This window comes from Proteus vulgaris, assembly GCF_023100685.1.
Taxonomy (GTDB): domain Bacteria; phylum Pseudomonadota; class Gammaproteobacteria; order Enterobacterales; family Enterobacteriaceae; genus Proteus.
Genome location: NZ_CP090064.1, coordinates 4,327,122 through 4,344,213, shown reverse-complemented (window position 1 = coordinate 4,344,213; position 17,092 = coordinate 4,327,122). Strand labels below are relative to the sequence as shown.

14 protein-coding genes are annotated in these 17,092 nt (G+C 36.7%); 5 read left to right on the top strand and 9 right to left on the bottom strand.

Features of this window, described 5'->3' with window-relative positions:
• Positions 1-10: 10 nt before the first annotated feature.
• The 3 genes from bcsB to LW139_RS20375 all read right to left on the bottom strand — a co-directional run bounded on the left by bcsB (position 11) and on the right by LW139_RS20375 (position 5,055).
• Positions 11-2,362 (bottom strand): cellulose biosynthesis cyclic di-GMP-binding regulatory protein BcsB, encoded by a 2,352-nt coding sequence (gene bcsB, locus LW139_RS20385; protein WP_227336214.1) that lies wholly within the window; start codon positions 2,360-2,362, stop codon positions 11-13.
• 2 nt (positions 2,363-2,364) lie between these two features.
• A complete protein-coding gene (bcsA, locus tag LW139_RS20380; RefSeq protein WP_166539255.1) occupies positions 2,365-4,485 on the bottom strand; it encodes a UDP-forming cellulose synthase catalytic subunit in 2,121 nt (706 codons plus the stop codon).
• A 171-nt stretch (positions 4,486-4,656) separates the two neighbouring features.
• The gene (locus LW139_RS20375) at positions 4,657-5,055 is read right to left on the bottom strand and encodes a hypothetical protein (RefSeq protein WP_109410096.1); all 399 of its coding nucleotides are present in this window, start codon (positions 5,053-5,055) and stop codon (positions 4,657-4,659) included.
• A 1,363-nt stretch (positions 5,056-6,418) separates the two neighbouring features.
• Here LW139_RS20375 and LW139_RS20370 point away from each other — a divergent pair.
• The 3 genes from LW139_RS20370 to LW139_RS20360 all read left to right on the top strand — a co-directional run bounded on the left by LW139_RS20370 (position 6,419) and on the right by LW139_RS20360 (position 8,711).
• Positions 6,419-6,970 carry an NADAR family protein gene (locus LW139_RS20370; protein WP_227336213.1) on the top strand — a complete coding sequence of 184 codons (552 nt, stop codon included), beginning with the start codon at positions 6,419-6,421 and terminating at the stop codon, positions 6,968-6,970.
• A gap of 157 nt (positions 6,971-7,127) precedes the next feature.
• On the top strand, positions 7,128-8,039 hold the full coding sequence (gene nagK / locus LW139_RS20365) for an N-acetylglucosamine kinase (RefSeq protein ID WP_166539253.1): 912 nt from the start codon (positions 7,128-7,130) through the stop codon (positions 8,037-8,039).
• 87 nt (positions 8,040-8,126) lie between these two features.
• On the top strand, positions 8,127-8,711 hold the full coding sequence (locus LW139_RS20360) for a rhomboid family intramembrane serine protease (RefSeq protein WP_109410099.1): 585 nt from the start codon (positions 8,127-8,129) through the stop codon (positions 8,709-8,711).
• A 19-nt stretch (positions 8,712-8,730) separates the two neighbouring features.
• On the opposite strand, the gene satP is transcribed toward LW139_RS20360, so the two are convergent.
• Positions 8,731-9,294, bottom strand: coding sequence for an acetate uptake transporter (satP, locus tag LW139_RS20355; protein ID WP_109410100.1), 564 nt, complete (start codon positions 9,292-9,294; stop codon positions 8,731-8,733).
• Between the two features lie 346 nt (positions 9,295-9,640).
• Here satP and LW139_RS20350 point away from each other — a divergent pair, with 346 nt between their 5' ends.
• Both LW139_RS20350 and LW139_RS20345 read left to right on the top strand, forming a co-directional pair.
• Positions 9,641-10,048, top strand: a complete 408-nt coding sequence (locus tag LW139_RS20350) for a YgiW/YdeI family stress tolerance OB fold protein (protein ID WP_413685695.1) — start codon at positions 9,641-9,643, stop codon at positions 10,046-10,048.
• Between the two features lie 473 nt (positions 10,049-10,521).
• Positions 10,522-10,971, top strand: a complete 450-nt coding sequence (locus tag LW139_RS20345) for a DUF411 domain-containing protein (protein ID WP_166539251.1) — start codon at positions 10,522-10,524, stop codon at positions 10,969-10,971.
• A gap of 129 nt (positions 10,972-11,100) precedes the next feature.
• On the opposite strand, the gene LW139_RS20340 is transcribed toward LW139_RS20345, so the two are convergent.
• The 5 genes from LW139_RS20340 to atpD form a co-directional block, all read right to left on the bottom strand.
• A complete protein-coding gene (locus LW139_RS20340) occupies positions 11,101-11,493 on the bottom strand; it encodes a DUF7000 family protein (protein WP_432652197.1) in 393 nt (130 codons plus the stop codon).
• A gap of 259 nt (positions 11,494-11,752) precedes the next feature.
• Positions 11,753-13,579 (bottom strand): glutamine--fructose-6-phosphate transaminase (isomerizing), encoded by a 1,827-nt coding sequence (gene glmS, locus LW139_RS20335; RefSeq protein ID WP_247850443.1) that lies wholly within the window; start codon positions 13,577-13,579, stop codon positions 11,753-11,755.
• 159 nt (positions 13,580-13,738) lie between these two features.
• The gene (glmU, locus tag LW139_RS20330) at positions 13,739-15,112 is read right to left on the bottom strand and encodes a bifunctional UDP-N-acetylglucosamine diphosphorylase/glucosamine-1-phosphate N-acetyltransferase GlmU (protein WP_227336209.1); all 1,374 of its coding nucleotides are present in this window, start codon (positions 15,110-15,112) and stop codon (positions 13,739-13,741) included.
• 152 nt (positions 15,113-15,264) lie between these two features.
• A complete protein-coding gene (locus LW139_RS20325) occupies positions 15,265-15,681 on the bottom strand; it encodes a F0F1 ATP synthase subunit epsilon (RefSeq protein WP_006534340.1) in 417 nt (138 codons plus the stop codon).
• A 21-nt stretch (positions 15,682-15,702) separates the two neighbouring features.
• Complete coding sequence (atpD, locus tag LW139_RS20320; protein WP_023583323.1) at positions 15,703-17,085, bottom strand: F0F1 ATP synthase subunit beta; 1,383 nt, start codon at positions 17,083-17,085, stop codon at positions 15,703-15,705.
• Positions 17,086-17,092 lie beyond the last annotated feature (7 nt).

Here is a 17,092-nt window from a genome sequence, read left to right as displayed (position 1 = left end):
CCATATACTCCTATTTACCTGAACGATGCTGTGATATCTGATGTAAACGACGAGTTGAACGACGTTGTAACCAGTAATAAGTCACTAAGCCCGTCAACGCACAAAAACCAACAGCTAAAAGACCAAGCAAATACACATGCCTAGAGCTATACCAAAGAAATTGTTGTAATAAAGGTAAGTCACCTTGAGAGAAGTGTTCTCCTAAATGGAAACTTCTTACCGTGTCTTTACCACTAATCAGAGTGATGTCGCCTTTTATGGCTGCATTTATTTCAGCTAAATTTAAATCGTTGATAATGGTCTTTATTGAATCATTACCTTTAGCAGTCACTAATACGACAACCCTATCGCTCGCCCAAGGTGAGATAAAACTCACCATGCCACGCCAGTTGTTTACGGAAGAGAGATAATTAGCGGCATCACCACTTTGAGATAAATAATCACCAGCAATCCAGCCTTTCGCTTTATCAAGCAACGACTGTGATTTGATCTCGATATTTTTATTTAAAAAAGAGAATGCCTGTTGTGAAAAACGTGCTGGTAAAAAATCGTCACTGTTTAATGAGCCAATGGCTAATATATCTTGTTGAGAAAGGTTATTTTTCTCTAGCGCTTTAGCCCCTAAGAAAACAGAAGCATGAGAAACTGGTGTACCCGTGGAATAGCCTGATCTCGCCATTAAATTGACTAAGGTATAAAGCTCTTCTGTTGTCGGATTTTCAGGTAATAACAGTGTGGTTTGTGAAAAATCAGCACGACGACTAAATGGGAATGAAGCCCCTGAAAAATACGCCAAGTTCGGCATTCTTGAATAGTGCCAAGTATTTTTAAATTGCAGCGTTGATTGCGGATCAATTCGGCTAATCAAGCTACTGCCATCCGTTAAAATACAAGGAGAATCATCAGGCTCACGTAAATCAAAATAAAACTGCAATTGATTTTGGCTATAAATTTGACGAGGGTTTAAATAGAGAGTGCTGTTTTGCTGTTCACTCTCCATACCTAGCCATTGTCTTAACATACCTAAAGGTTCTGAACGTGCTGGATATAACGCACCTAAGAATTGATTATTCAAAGAAGCAATCAATGAAGAACGACGGCTATTGAGTTTATCTGAATGAGGAAAAACATATTTCAATTCTAAAGGTAACGCATCACCATCCCACCAAAAAAGATCGGGTGATACACGAAATGAAAACTGATTCGGCGCATGATTAATACCTTGACGCGAGAAATCATCGCCACCATTAGCAATTTGACCCAATGTGACCGGTTTATTGGTATTTAACCAACGTGGTGCATCGTAATCTTTTCGTACAGCCAATGTTTGAGAAGGTACAACTAAGTGATCGTTTTGTGGCAGTTTACCGTTATTTAGCGCCCATACTGCTTGGCGTAATGATTTCTCATTATCACCACTGATCAGTAATAATTTGAAAACAGGATCAACGGGGTTATCAACAATAGTTAATTGCCCACTATTTCCTGAAGGTAGAGTAATACCAGCAATAGTTTGTCCGGAGTAACCAACTAAAATACCGTCACTTTCAGGTAATTGGTTCATTAGAACGGGTAAATCAACTTGCTTAATATCATGACTAAAACTACCAAACCATGATGCTGCAATCGCTGCTGTTGTTACCTCTGCATGGTCAGGTTTATCTGACAATATGATAGGTAACGAGGTCGCTGTCATTCTGTCGGGATCAAAGAACGGTAGGGGCAATCGTTCCAGACTGTACCCGCCATTAATCCAGCGACCTCGATAATCTAATGATGAATCAGGTGAAATAACGAGGCTAAGTCCTTCAGCTAATGGTGGTGTACATTGATTTTCATCTAATGCATCACGACTTGCTAAACGGAAACTCAGATTATTCACATTCGTCAACATCATTTCAGGGATTTCTAAAACATACTCATGCTCTTGCCCACCTTCTTCTAAAGGTAGAAATCCCATAGGTTGACCATTTAACATTAAATGAAGTGTTTGATCCGATTGAACTAATCCTTGAGATGCTTTCACTTTCATTGTTAGTGTGGCGTTATCGATAAATAAATCATTCGCCATATTAAAAGTCACACCAGAAAGTAATCGTCTTCCTGATAATACGATAGGCGATGGGTTTCCCATCTGTGCCAACGTTAATTGCTCTTCGATATTACGAGCTTCTGATAATGCCACATCTCCCATTCTGATAGGGTTATTGGCATTTTGTTGCACTGGTGATTGAGTATAAGAAGTCGGGTCAGGCAAAAATTCACCACCGAGTTCTAACATACCTGTCGCAGCTTGAGATAAATTAATACTCGCAATCGCTATAGCAGTCAGGCTTAGCATTAATGTCAGTTTCTTTTTCATGCTTAGTCATCCCCGTTAATAGATTGCACAGAGAGTGAAGTTTTAGCTTTGGTTCTTGTTGCTACTGGTTTTACTTTTTGACGACGACCAAAGAACAATTCAAAAATACAACGCGTAATTCCTGCCAATTCTTTAAAAGGTTTATCTTTGTAATCTGTTTGATGTATCCATGCATCTGCACGACCAAAGATAATGCGCACCAATTTACGGCGAACATTTAAACTGATAGGTAAGAATTCAAGGCGTAATTGATTGTTTTCTAAACTAACCATTTCAGCAGGAACTGAAACCTCATCACGCTGAACATTTAACGTGATTGATGTGACATTGCGTTGGCGTAATTCCGTCATTTTATTCACTGCGATACGAACACCACCCATTGAAATATCTTCAGTGGTAGTACTTAATTCCGCACCATCATCAAAATGCAATGTAATAGGAAGAGAGGCTTTAATTCGAGTATGTTTACGAATTTGGCGTGTCTCTTTACCAACAGCAATCGATGCAAGAATAATAAATAAGCTGTAAGTTGCCCAAGTCAGGTTTAAAACAATAACTAGAGGATCAATACCTTGGAAATCGTTTAATAAATAACGAATAACGACCCATGAAATACCCGTGATTAAAAGAAGAGCAGTAATAATCAAAGGGCGTACAGTGAGGTAATCCATATAGCTTTTATCTAATAAATCACCTTTATCTGTTACGTTGAATTTACCTAATTTTGGTGAAACTAAGCTGAGTAGCGTAGGTAAAACCAAGCCAAAAGCCATCACAGTTTCATAAATTTCACCCCAGAAAGAATAACGATATTTACCGATATTTTTTGAGTTTACATAAACCGACATGATTAAGTGTGGCAATGCATAGGCGAATATCATGCTGGCAGATGAAGCAATAATATTGAGGTTAAATAACATAAACAGTAACGGCGCAGTCAAAAAGATAATACGAGGCAAACCGTACTGAAAATGGAGCATGGCATTGAGATAACATAGGCGCTGAGGAAATGTTAAACCACGGCCTAACATTGGATTATCAACGCGGAATATTTGTGTCATTCCTCTCGCCCAACGAATACGTTGGTTAACATGTAATGCTAAACGTTCTGTGGCAAGGCCTGCTGCTAAAGGAATATCAATAAATGCAGAGTTCCAACCTAGACGCTGTAATTTCAGTGCTGTGTGGGCATCTTCTGTTACTGTTTCAACGGCGATACCACCGATTTCTTCAAGCGCACTACGACGCATAACCGCACATGAGCCACAGAAAAATGTCGCATTCCAGTTGTCATTACCACGCTGTACAGGGCCATAGAAAAGTGCGCCTTCATGTGGTGCATCTTTAGCGGCACTTAAATTACGTTCAAAGGGATCTGAAGAATAGAAATAGTGAGGTGTTTGAATAAGCGCTAATTTAGGATCTTCAAGGAAGCTACCGACTGTTGCTTGCAAGAAAATACGAGTTGAAATATGGTCACAATCGAAAACGCAAATTAGTTCACCATCTGTTAATCCCATCGCGTGGTTTAAGTTACCTGCTTTGGCATGATCATGAACTTCACGTTCAATATAAGTTACACCCACATCACCAGCGAATTGTTTAAACTCTTCACGACTACCATCATCAAGGATATACACTTTCATTTTATCTTGAGGGTAATCGATAGCCTGTGCGGCTAAAACTGTATCACGTACCACATCTAAACTTTCGTTATATGTTGGTATATAAATATCAACAGTTGGCCATTGAGAAACATCTTTAGGCAAAGGGGCTATTTTTCTATTTAATGGCCATGATGTTTGGAAATATCCTAAGACCAAAATAATCCAAGAATAAATCTCAGCCATAAATAAGCCACTACCTAAAACAGCTTCGATAGTTGTATTAAAATTAAGGGTATTTGTCGCACGCCAGTAAAGATAACGTGTTGACATCAACAACGATATAAAAACCATTGTTAACAATCGTTTTTTTGATTTTTTAAAGCCGATAACAAATAACAACAATATATTGATAATACCGAATATATATTGTTGCTCGGCGCTCATTGGCATAACAATGAGTGAAAACATTGTTATCAATAAGAAAGCCGTAATTAATATTTTAAATATTTTATTCATAAACCCATACCTTTGTCATCGCCATAGATCTTTTCTTAAGACAAAGGTTGCCCGTCGATATGAATAGATATCGAAAAGAAATAAACCTAGCTTAAAAAATAAAATAACAATGGCTAAAGATTGACACCAGTCAATATTATTTATTTATACAAAGAGTGTTACTTATTTGAATTAAACAGAGGCAATAAATGACAATATATCTTTTAGTGATATATTTTCATGTGCATGAACTCTATCTGTTTCATTGCTATCAAATATTTTATTATCTGCTAACAAATTTTTCTTACTCTTAATTAAATTGTCTTTCTTTGCTTTAACAACTAAAGCATCCTGGTGATAAGAAGGAGTTGGCGAAACAGTAATAGGTTGTTTTAGTTCGTTTTTCACGGTGAGTGAAGTTTCTGAAAACGTATTATTACTTAAATTACTAATTTTATTATTATCTTCACTACTTATAATTATTGGTTCTATTTTATTATCAACATCTTGCGTTACAGAAGAAGGAAACTCTTGAAAAGCAAAAGCATCCTCCTGGAACTTATCTTTTAAGTTACTTATATCATCATACATAGTGTGGCCCCTTTAATAACAGCACATTAAATCTTGTTCAATAATTTGATGCTCATACAAAATAAGAGTGTGTGATCCTTAGAGATAAATTCAAAACAAATTTAAATATATCTTTATAAATCCACATTTAAACTCTTATTAAACTATCAATTAATGAACATCAACTATGTAGGGTAAATTAATCTTATAAATACTGATTTTTTTAATTTCAAATAAACACCATCTGATTAAGAGCAATGATTATTTAAATTAAATTGTATAATTATTTTAATCAAAAAGACAACATCAAAAAAAGCGTAAAAATTTAAGCGATACTCATTTTCACTTCATAAATTTGGGTATTTTTACTTAATTTCACATTCATTGTTATCATCGAAAATAGCGTCTTTTTTACCCCAAAAAACACAATTAAAAACCGGATAATAACTACTATTAACTAATAACAATTTGTATAAATTTTATAAAAATAAAATTCTAAAATAATCATTAATTAATATTATTTCCTCTAAAAACTAAAGAACCTTTCAAGATCAAATTAAAAAAATCCTCATATTTTAATTAAATTCATTCTCTAAAAAAGAGCAGAAAAAATGTTAAATATTATTAATTCATATTGATCATCATCAAAAATGATTTATTTTTTACACTCAAAAGGTGAATTTATTGCTTTTTATCATATTAAGATGAGCAGTTTTTATTGAAAAAAAATTAAATACATCAGAGTTGATTAAGTTTTAGAAAAAACACCCTAATAAAATAGACAAAAATAGATTATCTAACTATGAGTAGTATCACTATTTGTTTATGGTAAATACCACTAAGAATAACCTGTATTTTAGGATAATTAACTTAAGTTATATTTTATACTTAAAACAGTATTGTTAATTTAGCTTAACAACCTAACAAGCGTGACCTAGTTCAAATTATAAATGTAACGATGAAAAAACACGATGCAACAAACGTAACCATTTGAATTTTATTCAAAAATAATAAAATAATAGTTATATATACCAATAATTAGTAAAAATACCCATAATTATATTTTTTTATATTAAAAATACTTAATCAACTACATCTTTATACTAATAAGATATTGTCATTTTGAGATAATCCTTTTATGTAACTATATAAAATAAAATACTTTTTAGATGGTTTTTTTAAGAACAATCCTACGGGTTTAAGTTCTATTTTTTTTATGATTTGATAGAAACTAATCAAAATAAGACGTGTAATTATATCAATATGAACAAATAGCGGAATCGCTTCACCTACTCACAGAATCACAAAAAGGCACTCTATCCTTCTTTACTTCTATGCTATCTTTATTAGATAAACAAAAAGCCTTCGTGATAATGGAAAGAAAATGGATTTAGAACAATTAAAGAAAGATTTCCGTACAGGTAAGAAAATAAAATTTGTTTACTTTTGGGGACACAAAAGTAAAACAGATGAAGTCACAAAAAGCTGCTTTAGCCAATGGTATCCAGCCCCCTTTATCTTAGATGATATTCGTTACATCAGTGCTGAACACTATATGATGGCAGAGAAAGCAAAGCTTTTTAATGATATAGAAATACGAGAGCGTATTATAGCAACATCAAATCCTGGTACAGCTAAAGCACTTGGTCGAGAAGTAAAAGGATTTAACCAAGAAATTTGGGAGCAGCAACGTATGGATATCGTTATTCGAGCCAATATCGCCAAATTTTCTCAAAATAATGCATTGGGTACTTTTTTAATTTCCACAGGCAATCGTGTGCTTGTGGAAGCAAGCCCCGTTGATAAGATATGGGGAGTAGGTTTAAGTGAACAAGACAAAGAGATCAGTAATCCCCTTTTATGGAATGGATTAAATTTATTAGGCTTTGCTCTAATGAAAGTACGTAGTGTTTTAATGGAAGGCAGTCATCAATAGGTAAAAAAAACTCAACTGTCACCAATCACTGTTCCTTTTTACCTAGTGTATATAAACAGTAGAGATAACTTAAATATTGACTGAAATAGAAATGGCACGGTATCAACAATCTTGTTGTTACTATAAATAATATTTACAGAATAATTAAGAGACTGATATGTATTATGGTTTTGATATGGGCGGCACAAAAATTGAGCTTGCCGTTTTTGATAAAGATCTGACTCAAGTGTGGCAAAAACGTGTTCCTACACCTAAAAATGACTATCAGTCATTATTGAATGTTTTTAAGGAGCTAACTTTAGAAGCTGACAACGAATTAGGATGTAAAGGAAAGATCGGCGTAGGTGTGCCAGGCATTGTAAATGCAAAAGAAGGAACCGTGTTTACCACCAATGTTCCAGCTGCCAAATACAAGCCTATGGTTCATGATCTCGCACATATACTCAACAGGCCCGTTAAAGTTGAAAATGATGCCAACTGTTTTGCCTTATCAGAAGCTTGGGATCCTGAGTTTCGCCATCATCCTTCTGTACTTGGCCTTATTTTAGGTACAGGTGTCGGTGGTGGTTTTGTTGTTGATGGCAAAGTGCTTTCTGGAAAAAATGGCATTGCTGGTGAAATTGGCCATATGAATTTAAATGTAGATGCAGATAATGTCATAGGCGATACCATGCCAAAAATTATCTGTGGTTGTGGTAAAAAAGCGTGTTTTGAAACTTATTTATCAGGCCGAGGCTTTGAACGTATGTATAAAGCTTTCAATCATACGCCACAAAGAGCTGTTGATATCGTTGAGCAATATTATGCTGGGGATAAGAAAACAGAAGAACATGTTGATCGTTATATGAAAGTACTTGCGATTTACCTTAGTAATATTCTTACTGTACTTGACCCACATTTAATTGTTATTGGTGGTGGATTATCACAATTTAATGCATTGTATGACCAATTGCCTGAATATCTCTCACACTGTGTCTATGGAAATGCGCAAATTCCAGCAATAGAAAAAGCGCGTCACGGTGATGCAGGTGGCGCCCGTGGAGCTGCTTGCCTTAATTTATTAGACTGATAAACAAAAAAGAGCCTTTCTTCTTTTATTAAAGGCTCTTCTATCAAAACGGTTTTATCTACGTCACTCTGTATTAAGGCTATCGTTATGGATAAGATTTGGTTTAAAAAAAGATTAACCTTTCTTGGTGGATTAACGATCACATTAATCCTACTTCAATTAATTGGCTCTTTATTGCCTATTTCTCTTCTTCAATGGGGAATTATTCCAAGAACAGGAGAAGGATTAATTGGCATCTTTATCGCCCCTTTTGTACATGGTTCTTGGTCTCACCTTTTTAGTAATCTACTTCCTCTTCTTATTCTTAGCTTTTTATCCATGACGCAATCTTTACGAGAATATGTTTTATCAAGCTTATTCATTATTATCGTAAGTGGTTTGTTGGTTTGGATTTTTGGACGAAGTGCTATTCATGTTGGTGCAAGTGGCTGGATCTTTGGATTATGGTCTTTATTGATTGCTCACGCTTTTACTCGACGGAAAATTATCGATATTGTCATTGCCCTTTTTGTTTTATTTTATTATGGATCAATGGCCTATGGGTTAATTCCAGGTCAATTAGGTGTATCGACTGAATCACATATTGCAGGTGTGGTTGCTGGGTTACTTTATGCATGGTGTGCAAGAAAATTAGTACGACGAAAAAGCCAAGTAGTAGAAGTGGCTAAATAGCCACTTCTCTATAAAACAGTTACTTGTGACCAATTGGCAGTATTGTTCTGCCATACATCTCATTTAATACTTCAGCCATTGCTAGATAAAAAGCACTGGCGCCACAAATAATACCTTCAAAGCCGGCAATTTTTAAAATCAGTGCATTACCAGTGATATTTCCAATCGCCAGTAGGGCAAATAAAATTGTCAGGCTTAAAAAAACAAACTGTAATGCTCTATTGGCTTTTAATGTGCCAATAAACATGAAAAAGGTAAATATTCCCCATAATGCTAAAAAGACACCTAAAAAGAGAGGGGTTGTTGGCTCACTTAAGCCCATCACGGGTAATAACCAAATTCCTACCAATGTTATCCAAAAGAAACCATAAGAGGTAAATGCGGTTGCGCCAAAAGTATTGCCTTTTTTGAACTCAAAAATACCAGCAATAACTTGTGCGATCCCACCATAAAAAATTCCCATACTCATAATGACTGAGACAACAGGGAAAAAACCGGCATTATGTATGTTCAACAAAATCGTTGTCATACCAAAACCCATTAAACCTAATGGACCCGGATTGGCAATGCGTTCGTTAGTCATAAAACCTAAAACCTCTAAAAATAATAGGGGAAAATTAAAAAAAATTTGAAGGCGCTGGATAATAAGAGGTAATAGATCTAAAAACAATGATCCCGAAGGGTATATTTTTGAATAACCGCTAGCACCGATCCCAAGGGGAAATAACCAGTGGATTTAACTTAGAGAAAAGAAGTATTTAGTGATAGATGCTTATATCAATAAAAAACACAAAGAAAAATAAAGAACTACAATTTAAGGGGTAATATCAATCAGTTGATATATTAATACTAAAATTTACCTTAACATGCGGTTTTATACATAAAAATGAAATAAAATCTAATTCATTAATTAGTTGAATTATTAACCTATAAGTGAGCTTGTTATGAAAAAAATTCTAGTATTATTAATTGGTAGTACGTTAGCGTTTGCATCTCAAGCAAATACAACACACCAAGGTGGTTTTCAAGGTTCAATTCAAGCACCAACAGAACAAGGTGGATTTAAAGGCCCTTCTATTAGTGAAACTACGGTTGCTAAAGCAAAAGATCTTTCTGATGACACATGGGTTATCTTAACGGGTAAAATTACCAAAAAAATTGGCGATGAGCTGTATGTTTTTGAAGATAGCACCGGCGGTATCAATGTAGATATTGATAATAAAAGATGGCGCGGACAAACAGTCACACCTGAGAATACAGTCAGAATTGAAGGTAAGGTTGATAAAGAGTGGACAAGTACTGAGATCGATGTAAAACAAATTACAATTATTAAATAATTAATATCAAATAATTTGCATCTAAAGCCAACCAATATACCTTACAAAAAGCCAATTAATTGAATAAGTTGGCTTTTTTTTGTTTTCATTTTTTAAATTCAATCAATAAAATTGTACACCTTATACAAATTTATCCGCTTTAACCTCAAGTTAAGCTTAGGTTTATACTCACTATCAGTTAAAGCACAATCACTCTTCGCAAGAGGTGATTTAACTAATGAGATACCCTCATAATCATTTACATCCTAACTCTATGTTTACCCTACTTTCTCCATTTTTAGCCTGCTATGCAGGCTTTTTTCTTTTTATATCAACAAATCATTAAGAAAAGAATAAACAGAGTATTATTTATATCTTTGTTTTCTATAAATATTTTTTTACAAAATTCTACGTGTTTATACCTTTATTAAATTGACCTTCCCGTAGGGGGAAAGATTATTGTCTCTCTATCAATTTAATGAAAGGAATAAACAATGAAAAATTTATTACTGACTTCTATCATTGCAATCTCAGCTTTTACAAGTACAGCTTATGCTTCTAATCATAATGTTGTTGAGGTTTATAAAACAGAGAGTTGTGGATGCTGTACTTTATGGGCTGATGGTGTAAAAGAAGCTGGCTTTAACGTTAAAGTGAATATCGTTTCAGAAACTCAATTAATGGAAAAATATCAACAAGCAGGCGTGCCAAATAATTTATTAAGTTGCCACTTGGCAACTTACCAAGGTAAGGACTTAGTTGGACATATCCCGGTTGATAGCTTAAAAAATATCGACTTAGTGGATAAATCGAAATCGGGCATTGCTGTTGGGGGAATGCCTGCGGGAAGTTTAGGTATGTATGCTGGTGATTATAAAGAGCCTTACCAAGTTATTGCTTTTGATAAGTCAGGTAATCAATCTCTATTTAAGTCTTACAACTAGGTTTTTCTTACTTATTTTTCTTAATTAGTTTTGTTCTTACTGTAGTGTTGTTTTAATAGCGATATATCTCTCCGATAGTGCTATTTTCCTCTGCCTGTTATCGATTTGCGGGCAGAGTTTTATCGCTTATCAAGATGCTTCTCGTTGCTTTATTTCATCTGTTATTTTTGTTGTTGTTTTTAAGGCTTCTTGAAAGATCTTGTCTGTCCGTTTTCTATTCCATTTACTTGTTTTTAGTAATTCCCAGTAATCTTGTTGAACAAGTGCATTTTGCCCCATTAACCATAATTCAAATTGAAGGGATTGGTGATTTAATACAATACCCAAACGTAATTTTCGCTCACGTAAAAAATCATCAAAAAAAGGAAAATAAGTAAAATCTAAATACCCAGGGGAAATATTACCTATCGAAAATGTATCTGGTAGATAGCGAGAAAAATAAGCCTTTAAATGCATCATATAACACATAAGGTAATGATAGGCTTTTTGTATATCACCCTGTTCTATCTGTATTTTATACAAAGCGAGCAGATGACTAGCTTCTTCTTGTTGAAGCGATATTTAAACTTGAAAGGGACATGCTCAATATTGATGTATTCTCTTCTTCATTCGCCATAGTGTTACTCCTTTATCACAACAATATAAAGATAATCCTAGGCAACCTATGCCATTGCTTCAATCATGATATAGAGAGTAAATGTGCTTTATTTTTTTATTTACCCATAAAAAAACCAGCCTGCTTTTTACAGCATGACTGGTTCTTTTAGAATAAAGCTAATCTTTATTCAACTGTAACTGATTTTGCTAAGTTACGAGGTTGGTCTACGTCTGTGCCTTTAATTAAAGCAACATGATAAGACAACAACTGTAATGGTACGGTATAGAAAATCGGTGCGATAAGCTCTTCAACGTGAGGCAGAGAAATTAACTTCATCGTTTCGTTTTCTTCAAAGCCTGCATCTTGATCAGCAAACACATACAGTAAACCACCACGTGCGCGAACTTCTTCGATATTAGATTTTAATTTTTCTAATAATTCATTGTTTGGCGCAATAATGATAACCGGCATATCCGCATCAATTAATGCTAATGGACCATGTTTTAACTCACCAGCAGCATAAGCTTCAGCATGAATATAAGAGATCTCTTTTAGCTTTAATGCACCTTCTACCGCAATCGGGTATTGGTCGCCACGACCTAAGAATAAAGCATGGCTTTTTTCTGAGAAATCTTCAGCTAAGGCTTCAATCACTTTATCTTTCGATAACATGCTTTCAATACGGCTTGGTAATGCATGTAATGCTGTTGAAACTTCATGTTCTAATGTTGCAACACCTTTAATGCGTCCCATATATGCCACCAGCATTAATAGAACTGTTAACTGTGTTGTGAACGCTTTAGTTGATGCAACACCAATTTCAGCACCTGCTTTAGTCATTAAAACAAATTCAGATTCACGCACTAAAGAAGATCCAGCCACGTTACAAATCGCCAGTGATGATAAATATCCTAACTCTTTAGATAAACGTAGCGCCGCTAACGTATCTGCGGTTTCACCTGATTGGGATAATGTGATCAATAAGCTATTACGGCGAGTTGCTGGTTTACGGTAGCGATATTCAGATGCAATTTCGACATCACAAGGAATGCCCGCTAACGATTCAAACCAATAACGAGAAACCATACCTGCGTTATAAGAAGTCCCACAAGCTACTATTTGAATGTGTTCAACTTTAGATAAGATCTCTTCAGCTTTAGGGCCTAATTCACTGAGATCAATCGAATCTGATTTTAAACGACCTTCAAGGGTGTTTTTAATCGCCAGAGGCTGTTCGTAGATCTCTTTTTGCATGTAGTGGCGATAAACACCTTTATCACCCGCATCGTATTGAACGTTAGATTCAATCGTATCACGATTAACTTCTTCACCATTTACATCAAAAATATGGACATGACGGCGTGTAATTTCAACAATATCCCCTTCTTCAAGGTAGATAAAGCGACGAGTCACTGGCAATAATGCTAATTGGTCAGAAGCAAGGAAGTTTTCTCCCACACCAAGACCAACCACCAGCGGACTACCAGAACGTGCGGCAACTAATAATTCTGGTGTGCGACTATCCATAATTACAGTACCGTAAGCACCACGTAATTGAGGAATAACGCGCTGTACAACTTCACGTAATGTGCCGCCTTGGCGCTGTTCCCAGTTTGCCAAGTGAGCAATCACTTCGGTATCTGTTTGAGAAGCAAACTGATACCCTTTTTTAATTAATTCTGCTTTCAGGTCTTGGTAGTTTTCGATAATACCATTGTGTACCACGGCAATAGTACCAGATACATGAGGATGTGCATTATCTTCACAAGGTTCACCATGTGTTGCCCAACGTGTATGAGCAATACCTGTGCCACCAATGACTTGTGTTTTTTCTGCTTCATCAGCCAACATTTGTACTTTGCCAGCTTCACGCAAACGTGTCATTTTGCAGTCATTATCAACAACGGCTAACCCCGCAGAATCATAACCGCGGTATTCTAGACGACGTAAGCCTTCAATTAAGATTTCAGCGATATCGCGTTGTGCAACTGCACCTACTATTCCACACATTGTGTTATTCCTAAAACTGTGCGTTTATTCGCACTTGGATGTCTTATACCTGATTGGTCTTTTCCCCAAGCCATTGTAGAAAGCGGAGATATTTTTTGTTTTTAGAATAATAGAGTACAAGAAAAGGGCGCTAATTAAATATACGCCCTTCTCTTAAAATTATTGTTTTTTCTTCACTGGACGTTTCCATCCACTGATATGAGTTTGCTTAACTCGACTGATCACTAATTCGTTTTCATTTACGTTTTTAGTGAGTGTTGTTCCTGCACCAATGGTTGCACCATTAGCAACAGTAACTGGCGCCACTAATTGAGTATCTGAACCAATAAAGACATCATCACCAATAACGGTTTTGAATTTATTCGCCCCATCATAGTTACAAGTGATAGTACCTGCGCCGATATTAACGTTAGCACCCACTTCTGTATCGCCTAAGTAAGTCAAATGACCTGCTTTAGAGCCAATACCTAAGCTGGCTTTTTTCATCTCAACAAAGTTACCCACGTGAGCTTTATCAGCTAATTCACTACCTGGGCGAAGACGTGCAAATGGGCCAACTGTACACTCTTGTGCTAAGTTTGCATCCTCGATCACCGTATATGGGCTAATAATAGAATTATCACCAATCACACAGTTTTTTAGAACACAACCTGTACCAATTTCAACGTTATTTCCCAACGTCACATTACCTTCAATGATAACGTTGGTATCAATCACCACATCTTTACCATGAGTTAATGTTCCACGTAAATCAAAGCGCGCAGGATCAAGCAACATAACACCTTCTAATAATAAGCGCTCTGCTTGTTCTGTTTGGTAAATACGCTCTAATGCAGCCAGTTGTAGACGGTTATTTACGCCTTCCATTTCACTATGGCGACGAGGATGAGCCGTTTCAATTTTACGACCTTCTTTATGCGCTAACGCGATAATATCAGTAATGTAATACTCTTTTTGTGCATTGTTATTATCGAGCTTACCTAACCAACGTTTTAAATCACCACCATTAGCCACTAAAATGCCAGTGTTGATTTCATTAATTTTGAGTTGTTCTTCAGAAGCATCTTTTTGTTCGATGATGCCAGTTACTTCACCATTTTCACGAACAATACGACCATAGCCAGTTGGATTATCTAAAATAACCGTTAATAAACCAATACCGCCTTCTGGTTTAACTTCAATTAAACGTTCTAATGTTTCTTTGGTTATAAGAGGAACATCACCATAAAGCATCAGGATATCTTCATCATCAGCAAAGAAAGGCGCGGCTTGCTGCATTGCGTGACCCGTTCCTAGTTGCTCTGCTTGTAGTACCCAATTAACAGGTTGTGAACCTAATTTTTCTTTCATTAGCTCACCACCATGTCCATAGACAAGGTGTGTTTGTTGAGCACCTAATGACTTAGCAGTATCAATCACATGTTGAACCATGGATTTACCCGCAAGTTTATGAAGAACTTTAGGTAACTGTGAATACATGCGGGTGCCTTTTCCCGCAGCAAGAATAACAACGCTTTTAGCTGAATTAGACATAATTAACCCGATAACTCCCGTAAAGAATGGCAAGTAAACCTGTTTATGCTAAATAATACTACATATTTCGTCACACAAAATATTTCATGACGCAAAAAAGCCAGTTAGCTAAGAACCAACTGGCTTTTTTATTCATAGACTGCCTATTTACATCAACGTCGAGTCAGTTCGATTACACGTAGTTTTGCAATCGCTTTGGCTAATTCTGCTGATGCTTGAGCATAATCAACATCACCATGAGAGGATTGAATGTGTTCTTCAGCTTTACGCTTAGATTCCAACGCTTTCGCTTCATCCAAATCACGACCACGGATAGCTGTATCTGCCAGTACAATGACGCCAGTCGGCTGAACTTCGAGAATACCACCTGAAAGGTAGATAACCTCTTCTTCGCCCGATGTTTTTACGACACGTACCATGCCCGGTTTTATGGCAGTTAATAACGGGGTATGCTGCGGATAAATACCGAGCTCACCTTCGCTACCAGTTACCTGAATTCGTTTGACTTCGCCGTCATATAACTGCTTTTCAGCGCTGACAACTTTCAGGTGGAACGATGTATCGGCCATATCAACCTCCCGTCAGCCGTATTAAAGCTTCTTAGCTTTTTCTACTGCTTCTTCGATAGTACCAACCATATAGAACGCCTGCTCTGGCAGGTGGTCATAATCACCGTTCAGAATACCTTTAAAGCCACGGATAGTGTCTTTCAGGGAAACGAACTTACCTGGTGATCCGGTAAATACTTCAGCAACGAAGAATGGCTGTGACAGGAAGCGCTGGATCTTACGCGCACGCGCAACAACCAGTTTATCTTCTTCTGACAGTTCATCCATACCTAAGATAGCGATGATGTCTTTCAGTTCCTGATAACGTTGCAGGATAGACTGAACACCACGAGCGACATCATAGTGCTCTTGGCCAACTACCAGTGGGTCTAACTGACGACTGGTAGAATCCAGTGGGTCAACCGCAGGGTAGATACCTAATGAAGCAATTTGACGGCTCAGTACAACTGTTGCATCTAAGTGAGCAAACGTTGTTGCTGGTGATGGGTCAGTTAAGTCATCCGCAGGTACGTATACAGCTTGTACAGAGGTGATTGAACCTGTTTTGGTTGAAGTGATACGTTCTTGCAGAACACCCATCTCTTCAGCCAATGTTGGCTGGTAACCTACCGCTGATGGCATACGACCTAACAGTGCTGATACTTCTGTACCGGCTAAGGTGTAACGATAGATGTTATCGACGAATAACAGTACGTCACGGCCTTCATCACGGAATTTTTCAGCCATAGTCAGACCAGTCAGTGCTACACGTAGACGGTTTCCTGGTGGCTCATTCATCTGACCATAAACTAACGATACTTTGTCAAGAACGTTAGAATCTGTCATTTCATGATAGAAGTCGTTACCCTCACGAGTACGCTCACCAACACCGGCAAATACAGAGTAACCTGAGTGCTCGATCGCGATATTACGGATCAATTCCATCATGTTAACTGTTTTACCAACACCCGCACCACCAAACAGACCTACTTTACCACCTTTAGCAAACGGACAGATTAAGTCCATTACTTTGATACCGGTTTCAAGCAGTTCTTGTGAGTTTGATAACTCTTCGTAGGTTGGTGCTTCACGGTGAATTGACCAACGTTCTTCAGTTGCAATATCACCTTTCATATCAATAGGTGTACCCAGAACGTTCATGATACGTCCTAGTGTTGCTTTACCTACTGGTACTTCAATTGGGTGGCCTAAGTTTTCAACTTTTAAGCCACGGCTTAAACCGTCTGATGTACCCATTGCGATACAACGAACGATACCACCGCCTAACTGTTGCTGAACTTCCAGCACCAGTTTTTCTTTACCATTCATAACCTCAAGAGCGTCGTATACTTTAGGGACGCTATCCTGAGGGAATTCGGCGTCCACTACGGCGCCGATTACCTGGACAATCTTTCCAGTAGCCATCTTGAAT